Raw genomic sequence first — 18,990 nt, 5'->3', positions numbered from 1 at the left:
CGGGCAGGGCGCAGGACGTCACCGCCGAAACGCGCCCGGTCAGCGGCCGAACAGCGATGCGAAGAAGCCCGACTTGGCCGGCTTCTCGCACGTGCAACGCTCACTCGCCGGGACCGTCCGCATGACGCTGTCGACGTGCTGGCCGCAGCCGCCCCACGTGGTCTTGGAGCAGGTCTTGCAGGTGACGGGGTAACACACGATGAATCTCCTCGGGGATGTTGCGGATCGTGCCGTCAACAATACCCCCTGGGGTATCCACGACAATGTGCTTGTGCCCACACCCCCCGAGCCGGGGTCAGCGCCGCTGTGTGGTCGATCGGATCCGGTCGAGGGGCCCCGAGAGCTCGAGACGCCGGCGCAGGACCGGGTTGTCGGTGGCCTGGCTTGCGTGGCACGCGATGGCAGCAGCCTGCATCTCCCGATCGACGGCCACATCGAGCACGTCGTCACCCTCGAACCCGGCGAAGGCCGCGCCGAACTCGCGGTTCAGTGCGTCGGCGACGGCCGGTGCCACGCCCCACTCGAGCACCCGCAGACCTCGTTCACGCGCGACGCGGACAGCGGACGCCGTCGCCGCACGATGGTCGGGATGACCTGTGACGCCGCTCGACTCGAACACGACCAGCGTCGCGGCCGTTCCGAGCGCATCGACCACCACCGCGTCGAGCGCGTCGGGGTCCACCCCGTCCAGACCGCCGTCGGGGAAGTCCAGAAGAGCGACGTCGCCGATTCCGAGGCCGGCGGCGGCGGCCGACAGCTCGTCGCGTCGTATCTCCGCGAGGTCCACGACAGCGCCGAGCGTGCTGGCCTCGCCGGCCGTCAGGCACAACACGCGAATGTCGGCGCCGAGCACCGCCAGCGCGGCCAGCACCCCGCCCAATCCGAAACTCTCGTCGTCCGGATGCGCCACCACCACGAGCGACGGACCGCCCGCAGCGATCTCACCCAGAACCGCGTCCGCTGTACCCGTGTCCATGCCGAATCCCTTCCGAGTCGCTCCAGTCTCGTCCACCGATCGCCACACCACAGTCGGAACCGCCGAACGGACACAATTCGGCCAGCCTCCACACAATCGGGGTTTACGTTGTAAAGTGATTACTACCTGCAGTCTTTACAGTGTAAGGAGATGGATGGGCACGACGGCCGCACACCCGCGTGTGTCCCGGACGATGTCGATGTTGTGGACGCCCCCGGGCGAGGAGCACACCTCACAGACGGGTCTGACGCTTGCCGCGATCATCGACACCGCCACCGCGATCGCCGACGAACGCGGTGACACCGCGGTGCCGCTGCGCGCGATCGGCAAGCGCCTCGGATGTAGCGCGATGGCGCTCTACACCTACGTCGACGGGAAGGACGAACTGCTCGACCTGATGTACGACCGGGCCCACCGAGAGTTCGGGACGGCGGCCCCGGTTTCGGTGATCGAATGGACCGAGCGGCTCCTGGAGCTCTATCTCGCCCACCCGTGGCTACTCGACATCGCGCCCGCCCGCCCGGTGCTCGGACCCCATCAGCAGCAGGCCTTCGAGCTTCTCCTCGGCACACTCGTGCCCTACGGCTTCGATCGCCGGGACATCGTGGCGATCGCCTCGTCGGCGTACTCGCTTCCCGCCGCGGCCGCACGGACGATCGTCGATGCGAGGCGCGCGCGGTCGGCCGGCGAGGACGCCGGAGAACCGTCGTGGAATCCCCGTCTGGAGGCACTGGCCGCGGCCGCGCCCGACTTCGCCGAGAGATTCCCTCTTGCGAGCGGGCTCGGACACGGGGCTCCCGGCGGTGGTGTGCCCAGCATGGAACAGGCGGCACGAGAGAACCTGCGTCGCTCCGTCGAGCTGCTGGTCGCCGGCGCCTCGGATCGGGAAGACTCCGCGGACGCCGGCTGACGAGCTGTCGGTCAGCGCATGCGTTCGCGCAGACGCGCGAGGACCTGCGTGGCGTGCTCCGCAACGGCCTCGTGGCCGGTCTGCTCCGCGAACGTCGCCAGGCTCCCCCATCGCGCCTGCAGAGCCTCGGCTCGCGGCGCGGAGAGCTGGTGGCCCCGCACGGCCGCGATGCGCGTGTAATCCTCCGGCAGGAACAGGAAGGTGCTCAGCCACACCCACACGAGCTGGGCGTCGAGAACGCGCTCGGTGAGGAAGTCGTCGTCCGCGAGGGCTGGCCACATACCGACGACCTCGGCGCGCCAGGCCTCGGTCATCGCCCGCGCCCGCTCGTACGACAACTCGATGCTGCACAGACAGGCGGGGAACGAGACGAGCGCGTAAGCCAGATCGAGGGTGGCGTCGCGGAAGCCGCCCCATTCGTAGTCCAGGAAGCGGACACCCTCGTCGTTCACGATGATGTTGTCCGGGCACAGATCCGACGGACTGAAGGCGCGGAATCGGCCCCCGCCGAACAGCTTGCCGGCCCGGGCCGCGACGTCGAGCACGGCCGGCGAGACCTCGACCCCGAGCTGCTCGGCCAGCAGCGCCGGCACCGTCTCGAGCGAGGCTGCGGCCTGCTCCGCGACCACATCTCCGCAATGGGCCACCTCGGCGCGCCGCAGCAGCGCCGTGAAGTCCTCTTCGCGACCCACCGTGGCCGCGTGCATCCGGCCGAGGGCCTGCGCCATCGCCATCAGCGAGTTCGTGACCGAGTCGGGATCGGAGTGCTTGAGCAGCGTCGCGAACGGCGTGGAATCGCCGAGGTCGCCGAGAACGAGCAGGCGCGTCTCGAAGTCGTAGGCGAGCAGCTCCGCGCCGGGCCGATTCTCCGTAGCGAGCGCCGTGGCGAACTGGTACGACACCGCTTCCCGCAGGAAGGCGACATCGACGGAGTTGTCGTCGACGCCGTCGAACTCGATCCGCCGCGGGTCGGCCGCCTTGCGGGACGATTCGCGTACCTGCTTGAGAACGAGCGTCCGGGGCAGGGAGAACGGGTTCTCGGCGACGCGGACTCGGAGCACGATCGTGCGGCCGCTCCCCCCGAGATCGACTGGGTCGACGAGTCGGACAGCGGCGCCCGTGCGACGGGCGAGCAACTTCTCGGCTGCGGCAACGACCTCGGAGAGGGGTTCCGCCAATATTGCGGTCATCGCCCCCCAACCTACCTGGCCGACTCGTTCGAGGCCGGGCATTCGGGATCAGGAACGCGGCGCCCAGGGCGCTGACCTGGGAATATTGTGTGTTGCAGCTCGGTCACGACGCGTGCGCGTCTGCTGGAGGAGCAGCACCGCGATGGCCGCGATCACAATTCCGGTCAGATTGACGCCGAGCTGGAGCGCCGACATCGCCGCCACCCGCCACTCGCCGAGGGTGGCGGCAACCGCCGTGAAACCGGCCGCGGGGACCGTCGTCACCGAGATGAACACGCCGACCAGCGCCGCCGACTTCGCGGAGACGAGGGCCAGCATGCCCGCGGCGCCGGCGAGCAGGGCGACGATGAACGACGACAGTCCGACCCGGTAGATGAAGTCGACCTGGTGCAGGTCCTCGATCGTCGCGAGGTCGACCCAGCCCAGCAACTTGGCTATCAGCGTGCACGCCACCGTGACGGCGATGGCGAACGGAAAGCCGGCCACCAACGCGATCAAGGAACGGCGGGCCAGGCTGAACTTCCTGCGGGCGACTGCGACCGCGAGCGCGGCGAGTGGTCCGAATTCCGGCCCCACCACCATCGCCCCCACGATCGTCACCGGCGAGTCCGTCACGATGCCCACCGACGCCAGCAGACACGCAATGGTGAGGAACGCCAGGAACGTGACGTTGAGCGTCGACTCCTCGCGGGTCCGGGAGATCAGTTCCTCCCAGACGACCGTGTCGTCCGGGTCGCCGGGAGCCGCTTGTTCGGCCGCCCGCGCCGAATCCGAGAGCACCGTCTCCGTCGGCACCAACGTGATGGCGCCGATGTGTTCCATTCGCAGCGCGTGGAGTTGATCGAGCACTTCGTTGGCCGACTCGCGCGCGATGTCCGCCTGGACCACGTCACCGGCGGGCTCCACTGCGGAGCCCCGCGCCACCGTGATGTGGGTGGCGCCGGGCTCCTCCTCGAGCAGTGCGAGAACCTCGTCGGTGAAGTCCGCCGGACAGATCACGCGCAGATGCAGCACGTGTGTTCCCCCCGCCCCGGTGTCCTACTCGGACTCGGCTGCCGCAGGTTCGGGCTTGGCGTCGATGCCGGATTCCTTGCGCTGGAGTTCGGTAATGGGTGCGGGCGCGTCGGTGAGCGGGTCGACGCCGCCTCCCGACTTCGGGAAGGCGATGACCTCGCGGATCGAATCGACTCCCGCGAGGAGCGCGGTGATGCGGTCCCAACCGAACGCGATGCCGCCGTGCGGCGGGGCGCCGAACGCGAAGGCATCGAGTAGGAAGCCGAACTTCTCCTCGGCCTCCTCGTGGGAGATGCCCATCACCTTGAAGACGCGTTCCTGGATGTCCTTGCGGTGGATACGAATCGAACCGCCGCCGATCTCGTTGCCGTTGCAGACGATGTCGTAGGCGTAGGCCAGGGCCTTGCCCGGGTCGGTGTCGAACGTATCGATCGACTCCGGCTTGGGCGAGGTGAAGGCGTGGTGGACCGCGGTCCACGCGCTGTACCCGAGGGCCACGTCACCGCTCGCGGTGGCGTCGGCGGTGGGCTCGAACATCGGTGCGTCGACGATCCACACGAACGCCCACGCGTCCGGATCGATGAGGTTCTGCTTACGGGCGATCTCGCCGCGAGCCGCGCCGAGCAGCGCGCGCATCGGCTTGGTTGCGCCGGCCGCGAAGAAGATGCAGTCGCCCGGCTTCGCGCCGACGTGGGCGGCCAGACCGTCGCGCTCGGCATCGGTGAGGTTCTTGGCGACCGGGCCGCCGAGCGTGCCGTCCTCACCCACCAGGACGTACGCCAGACCCTTCGCGCCGCGCTGCTTGGCCCATTCCTGCCAGGCGTCGAGCTGCTTGCGGGGCTGGCTCGCGCCACCCGGCATCACGACCGCGCCGACGTACTCCGCCTGGAAGACGCGGAACGTCGTGTCCTTGAAGAAGTCCATGCATTCGACGAGTTCGATGTCGAACCGCAGGTCCGGCTTGTCGGATCCGAACCGGCGCATCGCCTCGGCGTAGGTCATCCGGGCGATCGGCGTGCTGATCTCGTGGCCGATGAGCTTCCACACCGCGTGCAGGATCTCCTCGGCGAGGAGGATCACGTCCTCCTGCGTCACGAAGCTCATCTCGATGTCGAGCTGAGTGAACTCGGGCTGGCGGTCGGCGCGGAAGTCCTCGTCGCGGTAGCAGCGCGCGATCTGGTAGTAGCGCTCGATGCCACCGACCATCAGCAGCTGTTTGAACAGCTGCGGGCTCTGCGGCAGCGCGTAGAAGCTACCCGGCTGCAGGCGTGCGGGCACGAGGAAGTCACGCGCACCCTCCGGCGTCGAGCGGGTGAGGGTCGGGGTCTCGACCTCGACGAACTCGTGGTGGGCCAGCACGGCCCGCGCAGCGGCGTTGGCCTTCGAACGCAGCCGGATCGCGCGGCCCGGGCCCTCCCGGCGCAGATCCAGGTAGCGGTACTTCAGGCGGGCTTCCTCGCCCGCCTGGTCGTCGAGCTGGAACGGCAGCGGGGCGCTCTCGTTCAGCACCTCGAGCTCCGTCGCGTTGACCTCGATGGCACCGGTGGGGATCTCGAAGTTCTGGTTGCCCTCGGGACGCACCTCGACCTTGCCGGTGACCTTGACGCAGTACTCGGCGCGCAGTCGATGCGCCTGCTCGAGTACGTCGCCGGCACGGAACACCACCTGGGAAACGCCCGAAGCATCACGGAGATCGATGAAGATCACTCCGCCGTGATCGCGCCGCCGGGCCACCCAGCCGGTGAGGGTGACGGTCTGCTCAGCGTGCTCGGGTCGTAGCGAGCCTGCCAGGTGGGTGCGCAGCACGGGATTCCTTTCACAAACATCCAGCACAGTGGTCGATCCGTGCGTACGGCACGGTGTTCTGTTGCTGCGATCCTACGGAGGCACCTCGTGTTACCGGAAACGCACGCCCGGATTGCTGGAATGCTGTTACGACCGGCACACACGGATTCGGACAGGGAGCCAACGCGATGACGTTCAACGACGACGTCCCGATCAACGCCGACCGAGTTTCCGTCGGAGGTGGCGGAGGCGGTCGACGCGGCGGGAAGTACGTGCTCGGCGGTGGCGCGGGTGGCCTGATAGTCCTCGTCCTCGCGCTGCTCCTCGGCGGCGATCCGGGGTCGCTTCTCGGCGCGACGGACGGGCCGTACGACGCCGGCACGAGCGCGGTCGGCGGCTCCGGTCTGGAGAACTGTGAGTTCGGCGTCGACGCGAACCGGGACGTCGGCTGCCGAGTGGCCGGGACCGCGGAGAGTCTCGACGCCGTCTGGGGCGCACAGCTGCCCACCCAGACCGGCGTCAGGTACGAGGCGCCGAAGGTTCGGCTCTTCTCCGGCGCGATCGACACCGGATGCGGTTACGCCACGAGCGACGTCGGCCCGTTCTACTGCCCCGCCGATTCGACGGCCTACTTCGACACCAGCTTCTTCCAGTTGCTCGTCGACCGGTACGGCGCGAATGCCGGCCCGCTCGCGCAGGAGTACGTCGTTGCGCACGAGTTCGGGCATCACATCCAGAACCAGCTCGGCGACATCGGCCGGGCACAACAGGATCCGCGCGGTGCGGCGTCGCTGGCGGTGCGCACCGAACTGCAGGCCGACTGCTATGCCGGACTGTGGGCGCACTACGCGTCGAACCAACCCGGCCCCGACAGCTCGCGGCCGTTCCTGGAGCCGTTGACCGACGCCGATGTCCGCGACGCGCTGTCGGCCGCCTCCGCAGTCGGCGACGACCGGATCCAGCGGTCGGCCGGCGCTCGGGTCAACCCCGAAGGGTGGACGCACGGGTCGTCGGAGCAGCGGCAGAAGTGGTTCGCCGCAGGCTTGGACTCCGGCAAGGTCGCGGCGTGCGACACCTACGCGGCCCGGGACCTGGACAGTCCGCCCGCGCTGCGCTGACCCGCGCCGCCTAGCCTGTGCGGGACCGACATTCGACGACAGTTCCCGGAGGCTTCCCTTGGCGATCGTGCATCGTGAGCGCGCACTCGAGGCCCCCAGCGAGGTGGCGCTGCGTGACGACCGCGTCGAGCTGTCCTGGCGGGACGTCGACCGCACGGTGAACAGGATCGCGAACGCACTGCGCGACAGCGGGCCGGGCCCGGAGCGACGGGTGGCGGTGTTCGCCCGCAACTCGGCCGAGACCGTCCTCGCCCACGCCGGGATCATCCATGCGGGCTGCTCCCCCGTTCCTGTGAGTTTCCATCTGACGGCACCGGAACTGGCATACATCCTCGAGGATTCGCATGCAACGGTTCTGTTCGTCGGCCCGGAGACCGCTGCGGTCGGGGCCGAGGCGGCGCGCCTCGCGGGAGTGCCGCTGGTGGTCGGCTGGCGCTGCGACACGGGCGCGGTGACACCGTGGACGGGGTGGCTCGCGGCGGCGTCGGACGACGACCCGCCGTCGGACGTCCCGGCTCTGCCCTTCCTGTCCTACACGTCGGGCACCACCGGGATCCCGAAGGGCGTCAACGCGCTTGCGGGCAGCCCGGTCCCGGGTACGACGGTGGACGCGTACGTGCGCTCGATGCGGTCCCTGCCGCTCGCCCAGTGGCCGGGTCACCTCGTGGTGGGTCCGCTGCACCACACCGGCCCGCTCGCCGGCGTGCGTCTCGTCGCGTGCGGCATGCCGGTCACCGTGCTGGAACGGTTCGACGCCGAGTCGGTCCTCGCGGCCGTCGACCGGTACCGCATCGCGACGTCGCTCATGGTGCCGACACACTTCCACCGGCTGTTGTCGCTGCCCGACGAGGTCCGCGACCGCTACGACGTCGGCTCGCTGAAGCTCGTCACCCACACCGGTGCCGCATGCCCTCGTGATGTCAAGCAGGCGATGATCGACTGGTTCGGACCCGTCCTGTTCGATTCGTACGGCGGTAGCGAATCCGGCCCACTGTGCGGGATCTCGTCGGCCGACTGGCTTCGACGTCCGGGCAGCGTCGGGCAGGTCCGCCCGCCGTTCGTCCGGGCCGTCGCGGTGGACGCCGACGGCAACGAGCTCCCGGCCGGCGTCGAGGGCAGGCTCGCATTCGAGGAGCGCGACGGGCGGTCCGTCGCGTATCTCAACGCCGCGCAGAAGACGTCGGACGCGCTCGTCCGGCCGGGGCTGTTCACTCTGGGCGACGTCGGCTACGTCGACGACGAGGGCTTCGTGTTCATCACCGATCGCGAGACCGACATGATCATCTCCGGCGGAGTCAACATCTATCCCGCCGAGATCGAAAACGTGCTGGTCACTCACCCGGGTGTCGCGGATGCCGCGGTGATCGGGGTGCCCGACGCCGACATGGGCGAGTCGGTGCACGCGTTGGTCGTTCCCCGCGAGCGGACGCCGGATGTCGCAGATCTCGTCGAGCACTGCCGTGCCTCGCTGGCGGGCTACAAGGTTCCGCGCAGTATCGAATTCCGGGACGACCTCGGCCGCTCGCCGATGGGCAAACTCACCAAGCGGGTGTTGCGAGCGCCCTACTGGCCGCAGCGCTGAGGATCACTCGCCGTCCCGGTTCTCGTCGTCGTCATCGGACCCGGCGGCCCGGTCCGGCCCACCGTCGACTTCCTGGACGAGTTCGTATCGGTGGCCGTAGGTTTCGACGATCGCCTGGATGACCGCGACCACCGGCACCGACACCAGCGCACCGATGGCGCCGAAGAGCGAGGCGCCGACGATCACCGACCCGAACGCCACCGCGGGATGGATCGACACGGTGCGCGAGGTGATCCGGGGGTGGAGGATGTAGTTCTCGATCTGCTGGTAGGCGGTGCCGAACAGGATCACCCACACCGCGTCCAGGGGCTGCGCGGCGGCAGCGATGACGGCCGGCAGCCCGATCGCCAGGTACGTGCCGAGCGTCGGAATGAACTGCGAGACGACGCCCGTCCAGATCGCCAGCGGAAGCCAGTACGGGACACCGATGATCAGGAAGAAGATGCCGGTGGCGACCGCACTGAACGCCGCGAGGATGACGCGCGACACCACGTACCCGCCGGCCTTGTCGACGGAGATCTCCCAGACCGAAGCGATCACCTTCTGCTGACGGGCCGGGAACCAACTGGAGATGGTGCGGCGCAACTGCGGGCCCTGCGCGGACATGTAGAAGACGAACAGCAGCACCGTCGCGGCCTGGAAGATCACCCCGACGAGCGTCGAGACGACGCCCAGCACACCGGGCGTGTACTTCTCGGCGAGATCCCGGACCGTCTCCGGCGTGATGTTGATGAGGTCCTTGCCGGTGGCGAAGTCGGTGCCGAATTTGCGGTTGGCCCAATCGGTCACGCGGGTCAGGGCGTCGGGTAGGGCTCCGAGCAGCTGCGCGAGCTGTTCGGCCAGGAGCGCCCCGAAGATCGCGATGAATCCGATCGCGAACACGATCGTCCCGAACAGCACGAGGCCGGTTCCGAGTCCGCGGCGCATACCGGTGCGTTCGAGCCGGTCGACGACGGGCTCGATGGTGACGCTGGCCAGCCACGCGAGGAACAGCATGCCGAGGAAGTCCCGGATGTGGTGGAACAGCCAACCCGAGACCTGGTAGGCGGCGACCGCGAGCAGGATGTAGACGATCGCCACCCGCAGTGAACGCAGGTCGGCTCGTCGGCTGCCGCGACCGGTCGCGGCCCGGCCCTCGGCGTCGGCCCGCGCCTCCTCCCCACCCATCGCGCCCTCCGCCCCATCTCGGTTGCCGGTCTATCGCGGAACCTACCCGTCGCAGCGAGATCGGGCGGGGAGGTTGCGACAGCCGAGTCGAGGCTGGACGTGCCCCACCACCTCCTGTATAGATTAATTATCTACCTGATTAACGGCGAGGAGCTTCCCATGACCGAGGCGTACATCATCGATGCCGTTCGCACCCCGATCGGGAGAAGGAACGGAGCGCTCGCGGCCGTCCACCCGATCGATCTGGGCGCCGACGTCATCCGGGCCGCGATGAACCGAACTTCCGTCGACCCCGCAGCCGTCGACGACGTCGTCTTCGGGTGCGTCGATGCGATCGGCGGGCAGGCCGGGAACATCGCCCGCACGTCCTGGCTGGCCGCCGGACTCCCCGAGGAGGTGCCTGGCACGACGGTCGACCGGCAGTGCGGGTCGAGCCAGCAGGCGCTGCACTTCGCCGCGCAGGCGGTGATGAGCGGGGCCTCGGACCTCATCCTGGCGGGCGGGGTGCAGAGCATGAGCCGGATTCCGATCTCCGCGGCCATGACCGTCGGTCGCGAGTTCGGCTTCGAGGATCCGTTCTCCGGCTCGGCGCAGTGGCGGCGTCGCTACGGCGACCAGGAGGTCTCGCAGTTCCACGGCGCCGAACTGATCGCCGACAAGTGGGGCATCAGCCGCGTGGAGATGGAGCGCTGGGCGCTGCGCAGTCACGAACGGGCGCAGGCGGCGATCGCCGAGGGACGATTCGCGAGCGAGACGGTTCCGGTCGGCGACTTCACCATCGACGAATGCCCACGCGACACCAGCCTGGAGGCGATGGCGAAGTTGCCCACCCTGCGGCCCGGCGGCACCCTGACGGCAGCGCTGGCCAGCCAGATCTCGGACGGAGCCAGCGCAGTCCTCGTCGCCTCGGAGGCCGCGGTGAAGGCGCACGACCTGACACCGCGGGCACGCATCCACCACCTCAGCGTCCGGGGAGCGGACCCCATCTTCATGCTCAGCGCGCCGATTCCGGCCACGGAGTATGCGCTCCGCAAGACCGGAATGCGGATCGACGACTTCGACGCGTTCGAGGTCAACGAGGCGTTCGCTTCCGTCGTGCTGGCCTGGATCGCCGAGACCGGGGCGGACCCGGACCGCGTCAACGTCAACGGAGGGGGCATCGCGCTCGGACATCCGCTGGGTGCGTCGGGCACGAAGCTGTTCGCCACCCTGCTGCACGAACTCGAACGCACGGGTGGACGATTCGGTTTGCAGACGATGTGCGAGGGCGGCGGAACCGCGAACGTCCTGATCGTCGAACGCCTCGGCTGACCCCGCTGCGCCCGCGCTCCCTCAGAACAGGGTGAGCGCGGGCCCCGTGCCGGCCGTGGCGAGCTCACGCCGCTCCGGAGTGGGTGCGTCGCGGTGCTCGGATCGTGCACCCAGCCCGTACTTCTCGACCATGGGCTCGACGCGCGCTCGCAGCCACGTCTTGTACTCGGGTGCGACGTAGGCACCGCGGCCGTACAACTGCCGGTACCTCCGCACCAGCGCCGGATGCTCGGAGGCGAGCCAGTTCAGGAACCATCCGCGCGTGCTGCCACGCAGGTGCATGGGAAAGATCGTGACACCCGTGGCCCCCGCGTCGGCGATCGCGCAGAGCAACCCGTCGAGGTGCGCGGTCGAGTCGGTCAGGTAGGGAATGACCGGCGCCACCATGACATTGCAGGGCAGGCCCGCGTCGGTGACCGACCGGATCAGATCCAGGCGCGCCCGTGGTGAGGGCGTACCGGGTTCGACGGCCTTCTGCAGTTCGGGATCGTGGATCGCGAGGGAGACCCCGATGCCGACCGAGACGCGCTCGGCGGCCTGCCGCAGCATCGGCAGATCCCGGCGCAGCAGCGTGCCCTTGGTGAGGATCGAGAACGGCGTGTCCGACTCGGTGAGCGCCCCGATGATCGCGGGCATCAACCGGTAGCGCCCCTCGGCCCGCTGATACGGATCCGTGTTGGTACCCAGAGCGACGTGCTCACGCTTCCACGATCGCCGCGCAAGTTCCTTGCGCAGCACCGCGGCGACGTTCATCTTCACGACGACCTGCGAATCGAAGTCGCTGCCGGCGTCCAGATCCAGGTACTCGTGCGTGGGACGCGCGAAGCAGTACCGGCACGCGTGCGTGCAACCGCGAAACGTGTTGACGGTGAACTGGAACGGAAGCGCTGACGCCTCGGGCACCTTGTTCAGCGCACTCTTGCACAGCACCTCGTGGAACGTGATGCCCTCGAACTCGGGAGTCTGGACGCTGCGTACCAGCCCGGCCCGCTCGAGTCCCGGGAGCGCACCATCGTCGGTGTCGATTGTCTGCCCCTGCCACCTCATGCATCCAGTCGAACACGCGTGCGAATCGCTGTCAACCGCAACTTCGAATGGACGTTCGAGGAAATCGGCGGGCGGGGAACATGCCGGAAACACGCGACTGTCACAATTCTCGCCATGACCAGAAAGAACATCTCGTCCGGTTCCGAGTGGGAGCCCAAGATCGGCTACTCGCGTGCCGTGCGGATCGGCAACCAGGTCGCCGTCTCCGGAACCACCTCTCCCGGCGCCACCCTCGAGGAGCAGACCCGCGGCGCCCTGGCGACCATCGCAGCGTCCCTCACCGAGGCCGGTGCGTCCCTCTCGGACGTCATCCGCACCCGCATGTACCTGCGTGACATGAGCAAGTGGGAGGAGGCCGCCCTGGCGCACGGCGAGGTGTTCGGTGAGATCCGTCCCGCCACGACGATCCTCGAGGTGAGCGCCCTCATCGACCCCGATCTTCTGATCGAGATCGAGGCCGACGCCGTCGTCGCCGACTGATCACCCTCCGCCCGGGGCCGCCTGCCGAGAACCACTCGGCGGGCGGCCCGCGTCGTTCCGCGGGTGTCGACGAGAGACGAGGACCTCAGAACATGATGACGCCGCGCGCGGCGAGCCACGGGATGGGGTCGATCTTGATCCACCCCGGCAGGTCCACCTCGAAGTGCAGGTGCGGGCCCGTCGACTGGCCTCGGCTTCCGACCAGACCGATCTGCTGGCCCACCGACACCCGCTGTCCGACCTTGACGAAGTTGACATCGTTGTGGCCGTACGTGGTCACCGTGCCGTCGTTGTGACGGATCCGGATCCACAGCCCGAATCCCGAGGCGGGGCCGGAGTCGATGACGACGCCGTCGGCTGCCGCGAGGATCGGCGAACGCATCGGCGCCGCGATGTCGATGCCCATGTGGCCTCCGCCGAAGCGCTGCGAGATCGGCCCCGACGCCGGGCGCCCGACCCCACCGAGGCCGAGGCTGCCGAGCGGCAGTCCGGAGCTGGACCCGAAGTCCAGGTTCTGAATGCTCTGGATGGCACCGGAGACGGTTCCGACCAGCGACGTCGCCTGGTCGATGAGACCGGTGATCTCGGACGAGCTGGGCAACGGCGGTAGCGCCGGTTGCGCCGATGCGGCCGGGGCGGACATCACCGCGACTCCGGCCGTGAGGCCTGCAGCCGCCACGACCCCGGCCACCATGCGCCGAACCCCCAAGCGCCACTTGGAACCCGCCATCCCACTCCCTTTCATCGAACGTTAGATCAGATCGGTAGAGCCACAGCGGATACGAACTCGTCACGAATCCACGACACGAAGAAGTCCCACATCCGAGCCACCGGCGCAACTCCAACGGCGACGGGCATCGCGGTGCCGATCCCTCGAATCGACCTCCGAGAGCTGTTCGAGAGGCCGGCCGGGCCCTCCCACAGTGGAGACGCTTGCATGAGTTGCATGACGTGGAGATCCGCCTCTCGCGACATAAGGACGGCCAACGCCGTCGGGCCATCCGCGCCCACGTGTGCAGGCGGAGCAAAGCGTCGGAATCGCGGGCGGCGATTCCTTGCCACACGTTCAGCGCGGCGACCGGACCTCACCCGGCGTCGTATCCTGAGGGCGACGATAACGGGAGGAATGTGTGCGTGTGCGCGGATTCGGCGAGCTCGAGGCCGTCGTGATGGACCGATTGTGGGATCGCGGTGCCGCCGCCACGGTTCGACAGGTCTTCGACGAGCTCGCGCAGGAGCGTTCGATCGCGTACACCACGGTGATGTCCACGATGGACAATCTGCACCGTAAGGGCTGGCTCGAGCGTGAACGCGTCGGCAAGGCATTCAGCTACTGGCCGGTCCTCACCCGCGAGCAGCACACCGCCCGACTGATGCGTGACGCCTTCGACGACGGCGGACGCTCGGATCTGGTACTCACTCATTTCATCGAGCAGATGTCCGAGGAGCAGTCGGCGAGCCTGCGTATCGCGCTCGACCGCTTCACTTCCCGGGGAGACGCCGGATGAGCGCGGCGGCGTGCCTGGCGGCGTATGCCGTCACCGTCGCCGTCGTCGCCCCGCGCATCCTGCCGCGCCTGACCCGCAGCGGCATCGCACCCCGGCTCGGTGTGGCCGCCTGGCTGGCCGCCATCGCCACCACGGTGCTCGCGGCGGTGGTGAGTGTCGTCGCCGTCATCGCGGAGGCGGTCGTCGGGCGGTCGATCGTGGACGCCTGCGAGCATCTCGTGCAGGCAGTGTCCGGGGTGCACAGCGCGCCCGCCGCACAGTTTGCGACGACCGTGGTGGCGCTCGCTGCGGGCGGAACGCTCACCTTCGCCGGCGTGCAGTTGACGCGCAACCTCGCTGCGCGTCGCCGGGTCACTTTCCACCACGCGCGTTCCGCCCGGATGGTGGGGCGCAGGATCGCCGGCGTCGACGCCGTCGTGCTCGATGCACCGGAGCGGGCCGCTTACTGCGTGCCGGGGCGCCCCCACGCCATCGTCGTGACGCGAGGAGCCCTCGACGCGCTCGATCATCCGCAACTCGACGCGGTACTCGCGCACGAGCGCGCGCACCTCGACGGGCGGCACCCGCAACTCCTGGCCGTCGTGCGCGCCCTTGCCGACACCGCGCCGCGGGTCTCCATCTTCACGGCGGGTGCGGCGGATGTCGCCCGGCTGCTCGAGATGTGCGCGGACGATCAGGCGATGCGTACTCACGAACCGCGCATGCTGTTGCACGGGCTCGTCGCTCTCGCGGGCGCCGGCCCCGTCCCCGACGGCGCGGTGGGCGCCGGGAACGTCGCGGTCCTGGACCGAGCCGGGAGGCTCGCCTCGCCGGCGGATCGGGCCGACCGACTCCGTAACCGTGCGCAGCTCGGAGCGGCGATCGCACTCCTCGCGGCCCTCCCCCTCGCCGCCACTGCGCTGGCCCTCGCCGGCCGGATGCTGTGCATCACCGCAGTGTTCTGACCCCTCCGATCGGCGACACCCGCGGGTGACTCGGGCCACGCTACGGGGCTCTTCGCTTCGCCTTCTACTAACCTACTAAGTAGGTCAGTAGTTTTCGGTGGTCGCACGATCGCCATGTTCAGGAGCCCCGATGATCGAACGGAACAACCACCTGCAGCACGGCATCTCGCGGCGCCGCTTCATGCTGCTCGCCGGAGGCATCGGCGCGGCCGCGGTCGCCACCGCGTGCGGCTCCGGCACCTCGACGACGACAGCAGTGGGATCGGGCGCGTCCGCCGTGACTGCTGCCGAGAACGCCCGACGCAGCGGTACCGGCCGCACCGTCGCCGTCACGCTGCGCGCACGCCCCGAACGCATCGACCTCGGCGGCGTCGTCGTGGACACGTGGGCTTACGACGGACGCGTGCCGGGCCCCGAGATCCGCGCCCGCCGGGGCGACGTCCTCAGCGTCGACTTCGCCAACGAACTTCCCGACGAGTCGACGGTGCACTGGCACGGAATCGCCCTGCGCAACGACATGGACGGGGTGCCCGAACTGACACAGGCGGCGGTCCGGCCCGGGGACTCGTTCCGCTACGAGTTCACCGTTCCCGACGCCGGAACCCACTGGTTCCATCCGCACGTCGGAATGCAGTTGGACCGCGGACTCTACGCGCCGCTGATCGTCGAGGATCCCGACGACGGCGCGGACTACGACCTCGAGGCGGTCCTCGTCCTCGACGACTGGCTCGACGGGGTCGCCGGTACCCCGGACGAGCAGCTCGCGACTCTGCGCCGGGAGGGCATGCCCGGGATGAGCGGCATGGACCACGGGGCGATGGGTGGAATGGGCATGGGCGGTATGGGCATGCGCGCCGATCCGGGGAACCCGCTGGGGACGGACGCGGGGGACGTCAACTATCCGTACTACCTGATCAACGGACGCACGGTGCTCGACCCGGCCAACGTCGCGGGCCGTCCCGGCCAACGCATCCGGTTGCGGATCGTCAACGCGGCTGCGGACACAGCGTTCCGGTTCGCGGTCGGCGGACACCGGATGACGGTGACCCACAGCGACGGCTACCGGGTCGAACCTCTCGAGGCGGAGTCCGTGCTGATCAGCATGGGCGAACGATTCGACGTGACCGTCACACTCGGCGACGGGGCCTTCCCGATCGTCGCCTCCGCCGAGGGCAAGAACGGACATGCGCTCGCTGTCCTGCGGACCGGCGCCGGCGAAACCCCCGGCCCCGATGCCCGGCCGACGGAGTTGACCGCGAATCCGGTGACCGGCGCGCAGCTGCGAGCGCCCGCCGACGTCCGGCTCGCGGCCCGCGCGCCCGACCGCACCCACGACCTGATTCTCGGAATGGAGATGTCGGGATACACGTGGACCGTCAACGGCGAGACCTACGGCGATCACACCCCACTCGAGGTCACCGAGGGTGAGCGTGTGCGGCTGCGTTTCGTCAACGGCACCATGATGTTCCACCCGATGCACGTGCACGGCCACACCTATCAGGTGGTGGACCGATCGGGGGCAGGTGCACGCAAGGACACCTCGCTCGTGCTTCCCGGACAGACGGTGGAGGTCGACCTCGACGCGACCAATCCGGGCCAGTGGATGATCCACTGCCACAACCTCTATCACGGTGAGGCGGGAATGATGACCGTCCTCTCCTACGTCGACTGATCGACGATTCCCGCCCCACACCCATCCCGAGGACGGAGAAGTTACTGATGGCGCGATTCCGCACCGCCGCACTGCCCCTGATCGCCGCGGCGGCCCTGGCCGTGGCCGGGTGCACCACCGACACGAAGACGACGGCCGATGCCGAGACGACCACCCCGCCGGCGCCCAATCCACGACTGACGACCATGCCGCTGAGCCCCGAGCTGGACCATCTGCACGGCCTGCACGTCGACGCCGACGGAACAGTTCTCGCCGGAACGCATTCCGGCCTGCTCGCACTGGCACCGTCCGGGAACACGACGCGGGTCGGGACATCGGACGACGATCTGATGGGCCTCAGCGGAGTACCCGGCACCGACACCCTGTTCTCGTCGGGACACCCGGGGCCCTCGAGCGACGCTCCCGATCCGCTGGGCCTGGCGCGAAGCACCGATGGCGGAGTGACGTGGGAGTCCCGGTCCCTCGTCGGTGAGGTCGACTTCCACGCCCTTGCCAGTGACGGCAACGTACTCGCCGGCTTCGACACCTCGTCGGGCATCCGGGTATCCGCGGACGACGGTGCGACGTGGGCCGACGGTGCGGCGATCGGGGTATCCGCGTTGGCGGTGACCGAAGCCGGCATCTGGGCGGCCACCCCGGACGGCCTGCTGCTCAGCACCGACGGCGCCCGCACGTTCGCCCCCACGCCGGGCGCACCGCGGCTCGGACTGGTCTCGGCGGGGACCGACGGCGCCCTGTGGGGCATGGACGTCGACGGCAACGCATGGCGCAGCCGGGACGGACGCGCGTGGGAGGAGTTCACCCGGGTCGGTGATGTCGAGGCCCTCACGGCGCTCGACTACGACACCGCGTACGCGGCGACCGCGCAGGAACTACACACCCTGCGCTGAACGGTCCGCGCCTGGTTGACTCGAACATTCGTTCGAACTAGGCTCGTATCATGAATCCGGGGGGACTCAACAATTCGGGCATCGCAGCCGCTTCGCTGCGGCCTGACGACGTGGGATCGCTCGCCGAAGCGGCTCTTGTGCAGGGCATGGCCGACGTCTGCCGTGAGATCGAACGGCTCCAAGCGTTGCGGGTAGCGATGGCCGCCGAAGTCGATGCGCGTGCGGTCTCGTTCGACACCCTCGGATTTCGCAGTGTCAAGCAGTGGTTGGCTGCGAACTCACTGTTGGAAGTGCCGGCCGCGGCACGGATCCTCGCATTGGGCAGGATGCTCGGCCGGCAGCCCGAGATCGCCGACGCCTTCAACGCCGGCGATGTATCGGCCGAGCACGCGGCGTTGATCGGGAAGTTCTGCGAGACCCCACCCCGCGGCATGCCCGTGGAAGCGCTAAATTCGTGCCGGAAAGTGTTGCTGGACGCCGCGTCCGGACCCACCGCCACCACCACGACCGTCCGCACCTGCATCTCACGGCTCGAGCGGATCTTCGAATCCGACGAACTCCCACCCAGCGAAGACACCGAGCGCAACGAATTCCACGCCTCCAAAACCCTGAACGGCCGCGTCGCGGTCAAAGGTGACCTCGACGCCGTCACCGGCGAGATGCTCCTGACCGCACTCTCGGCGTTGACCAAACCACGGAATCTTCTCGACGACCCCGCCGAGAAACGGACTCCGGCACGTCAGCGAGCCGATGCCTTCGCGGAGATCCTGCGCCGCTACCTCGACTCCGGCGAAGCCCCGATCGAGGGCGGCGAGCGGCCCCACCTGTCACTCCATGTGAACGCCGCCGACCTCGCCCGCAGCCAGTCGGCTCACGAGTGGGTGAATCCAGACGGCGATTCGGACCTGTTCGGCGACAAAGACATCGCACGCCTACCCCACACGGGACCGCTCTCCATTGCCACCGCCCGGCGGCTCGCCTGCGACTGCCACCTCACCCCCATCGTCATGGACGACGGCGTCCCCCTGAATCTCGGCCGCACCAGCAGGACCGTATCGAAGAAACAACGCCGGGCGTTGATCGCCCGCGACCACGGCTGCGCCTTCCCCGGCTGCGGCACACCACCCGCCCACTGCGAAGGCCACCACGTAAAGCACTGGGCAGACGGCGGCCCCACCGACCTCGACAACCTCGTCCTACTCTGCCGCTACCACCACACCTTGCTGCACCACTCCCACTGGGAAGTGAAAATCGGCGTCGACAGAAAGCCGTGGTTCACCCCACCCAGCACCGTCGACCCCTACAAGAAACCCGTCCCCGCCCACAACCGGGCGGGACCACACGCCGCATGACGCGGCAGCCGGCATCCGAAACAGGGTGCCGGCTGTCGCGGGAT

18 protein-coding genes are annotated in these 18,990 nt (G+C 68.8%); 10 read left to right on the top strand and 8 right to left on the bottom strand.

Annotation, left to right across the window (positions count from 1 at the left end; genetic code table 11):
* Nucleotides 1–39: 39 nt before the first annotated feature.
* Both C7H75_RS25965 and C7H75_RS11645 read right to left on the bottom strand, forming a co-directional pair.
* A complete protein-coding gene (locus C7H75_RS25965) occupies nt 40–198 on the bottom strand; it encodes a DUF8730 family Cys-rich protein (protein WP_013415898.1) in 159 nt (52 codons plus the stop codon).
* Between the two features lie 97 nt (nt 199–295).
* Nucleotides 296–976 carry a PIG-L deacetylase family protein gene (locus C7H75_RS11645; protein ID WP_084846091.1) on the bottom strand — a complete coding sequence of 227 codons (681 nt, stop codon included), beginning with the start codon at nt 974–976 and terminating at the stop codon, nt 296–298.
* Between the two features lie 154 nt (nt 977–1,130).
* Between C7H75_RS11645 and C7H75_RS11640 the strand changes: the two genes are divergently transcribed.
* Entirely contained in the window at nt 1,131–1,886 is a 756-nt protein-coding gene (locus C7H75_RS11640) for a TetR/AcrR family transcriptional regulator (RefSeq protein WP_084844193.1), read from the top strand.
* 11 nt (nt 1,887–1,897) lie between these two features.
* On the opposite strand, the gene C7H75_RS11635 is transcribed toward C7H75_RS11640, so the two are convergent.
* From C7H75_RS11635 to aspS, 3 genes are read right to left on the bottom strand one after another with little or no spacing between them, the layout of a single operon-like run.
* A complete protein-coding gene (locus C7H75_RS11635) occupies nt 1,898–3,076 on the bottom strand; it encodes a kinase (RefSeq protein ID WP_081121744.1) in 1,179 nt (392 codons plus the stop codon).
* A 48-nt stretch (nt 3,077–3,124) separates the two neighbouring features.
* Nucleotides 3,125–4,090, bottom strand: a complete 966-nt coding sequence (locus C7H75_RS11630) for a DUF389 domain-containing protein (RefSeq protein ID WP_022595694.1) — start codon at nt 4,088–4,090, stop codon at nt 3,125–3,127.
* A gap of 24 nt (nt 4,091–4,114) precedes the next feature.
* Nucleotides 4,115–5,896, bottom strand: a complete 1,782-nt coding sequence (gene aspS, locus C7H75_RS11625) for an aspartate--tRNA ligase (RefSeq protein WP_005513481.1) — start codon at nt 5,894–5,896, stop codon at nt 4,115–4,117.
* A 167-nt stretch (nt 5,897–6,063) separates the two neighbouring features.
* Between aspS and ypfJ the strand changes: the two genes are divergently transcribed.
* Nucleotides 6,064–6,993 (top strand): KPN_02809 family neutral zinc metallopeptidase, encoded by a 930-nt coding sequence (ypfJ, locus tag C7H75_RS11620; RefSeq protein ID WP_081121746.1) that lies wholly within the window; start codon nt 6,064–6,066, stop codon nt 6,991–6,993.
* Between the two features lie 67 nt (nt 6,994–7,060).
* A complete protein-coding gene (locus C7H75_RS11615; RefSeq protein ID WP_233281921.1) occupies nt 7,061–8,575 on the top strand; it encodes an AMP-binding protein in 1,515 nt (504 codons plus the stop codon).
* Between the two features lie 3 nt (nt 8,576–8,578).
* Here the strand turns inward: C7H75_RS11615 and C7H75_RS11610 are convergent, their stop codons facing one another.
* Complete coding sequence (locus C7H75_RS11610; RefSeq protein ID WP_106851371.1) at nt 8,579–9,742, bottom strand: AI-2E family transporter; 1,164 nt, start codon at nt 9,740–9,742, stop codon at nt 8,579–8,581.
* A gap of 159 nt (nt 9,743–9,901) precedes the next feature.
* On the opposite strand from C7H75_RS11610, the gene C7H75_RS11605 reads away from it, so the two are divergent.
* Entirely contained in the window at nt 9,902–11,053 is a 1,152-nt protein-coding gene (locus tag C7H75_RS11605; RefSeq protein ID WP_022595689.1) for an acetyl-CoA C-acetyltransferase, read from the top strand.
* A gap of 21 nt (nt 11,054–11,074) precedes the next feature.
* On the opposite strand, the gene C7H75_RS11600 is transcribed toward C7H75_RS11605, so the two are convergent.
* Entirely contained in the window at nt 11,075–12,100 is a 1,026-nt protein-coding gene (locus C7H75_RS11600) for an Rv2578c family radical SAM protein (protein WP_106851370.1), read from the bottom strand.
* Nucleotides 12,101–12,214: 114 nt separating this feature from the next.
* Here C7H75_RS11600 and C7H75_RS11595 point away from each other — a divergent pair, with 114 nt between their 5' ends.
* Nucleotides 12,215–12,580: a RidA family protein gene (locus tag C7H75_RS11595; protein ID WP_084870656.1), complete on the top strand. Its 366-nt coding sequence runs from the start codon at nt 12,215–12,217 to the stop codon at nt 12,578–12,580.
* Between the two features lie 85 nt (nt 12,581–12,665).
* Here C7H75_RS11595 and C7H75_RS11590 read toward each other — a convergent pair whose 3' ends face one another.
* Nucleotides 12,666–13,310, bottom strand: a complete 645-nt coding sequence (locus C7H75_RS11590; protein ID WP_022595687.1) for a M23 family metallopeptidase — start codon at nt 13,308–13,310, stop codon at nt 12,666–12,668.
* Between the two features lie 400 nt (nt 13,311–13,710).
* Here C7H75_RS11590 and C7H75_RS11580 point away from each other — a divergent pair, with 400 nt between their 5' ends.
* The 5 genes from C7H75_RS11580 to C7H75_RS11560 all read left to right on the top strand — a co-directional run bounded on the left by C7H75_RS11580 (nt 13,711) and on the right by C7H75_RS11560 (nt 18,946).
* Nucleotides 13,711–14,088 carry a BlaI/MecI/CopY family transcriptional regulator gene (locus tag C7H75_RS11580; RefSeq protein ID WP_005513497.1) on the top strand — a complete coding sequence of 126 codons (378 nt, stop codon included), beginning with the start codon at nt 13,711–13,713 and terminating at the stop codon, nt 14,086–14,088.
* Entirely contained in the window at nt 14,085–15,032 is a 948-nt protein-coding gene (locus C7H75_RS11575; protein ID WP_106851369.1) for a M56 family metallopeptidase, read from the top strand. Before C7H75_RS11580 ends, C7H75_RS11575 begins: the two co-directional genes overlap by 4 nt.
* A 130-nt stretch (nt 15,033–15,162) precedes the next feature.
* Nucleotides 15,163–16,704 (top strand): multicopper oxidase family protein, encoded by a 1,542-nt coding sequence (locus C7H75_RS11570; protein ID WP_022595683.1) that lies wholly within the window; start codon nt 15,163–15,165, stop codon nt 16,702–16,704.
* Nucleotides 16,705–16,751: 47 nt separating this feature from the next.
* Nucleotides 16,752–17,594, top strand: a complete 843-nt coding sequence (locus tag C7H75_RS11565; RefSeq protein ID WP_081121752.1) for a F510_1955 family glycosylhydrolase — start codon at nt 16,752–16,754, stop codon at nt 17,592–17,594.
* Nucleotides 17,595–17,644: 50 nt separating this feature from the next.
* Nucleotides 17,645–18,946: an HNH endonuclease signature motif containing protein gene (locus C7H75_RS11560; protein WP_106851368.1), complete on the top strand. Its 1,302-nt coding sequence runs from the start codon at nt 17,645–17,647 to the stop codon at nt 18,944–18,946.
* The last annotated feature ends 44 nt before the right edge of the window (nt 18,947–18,990 follow it).

Source organism: Rhodococcus (subgen. Prescottella) equi (assembly GCF_003013675.1).
GTDB classification, from domain to species: domain Bacteria; phylum Actinomycetota; class Actinomycetes; order Mycobacteriales; family Mycobacteriaceae; genus Prescottella; species Prescottella equi.
Note: the sequence above shows the minus strand (reverse complement) of the source record. Positions and strands in the feature narration are given on the sequence as shown.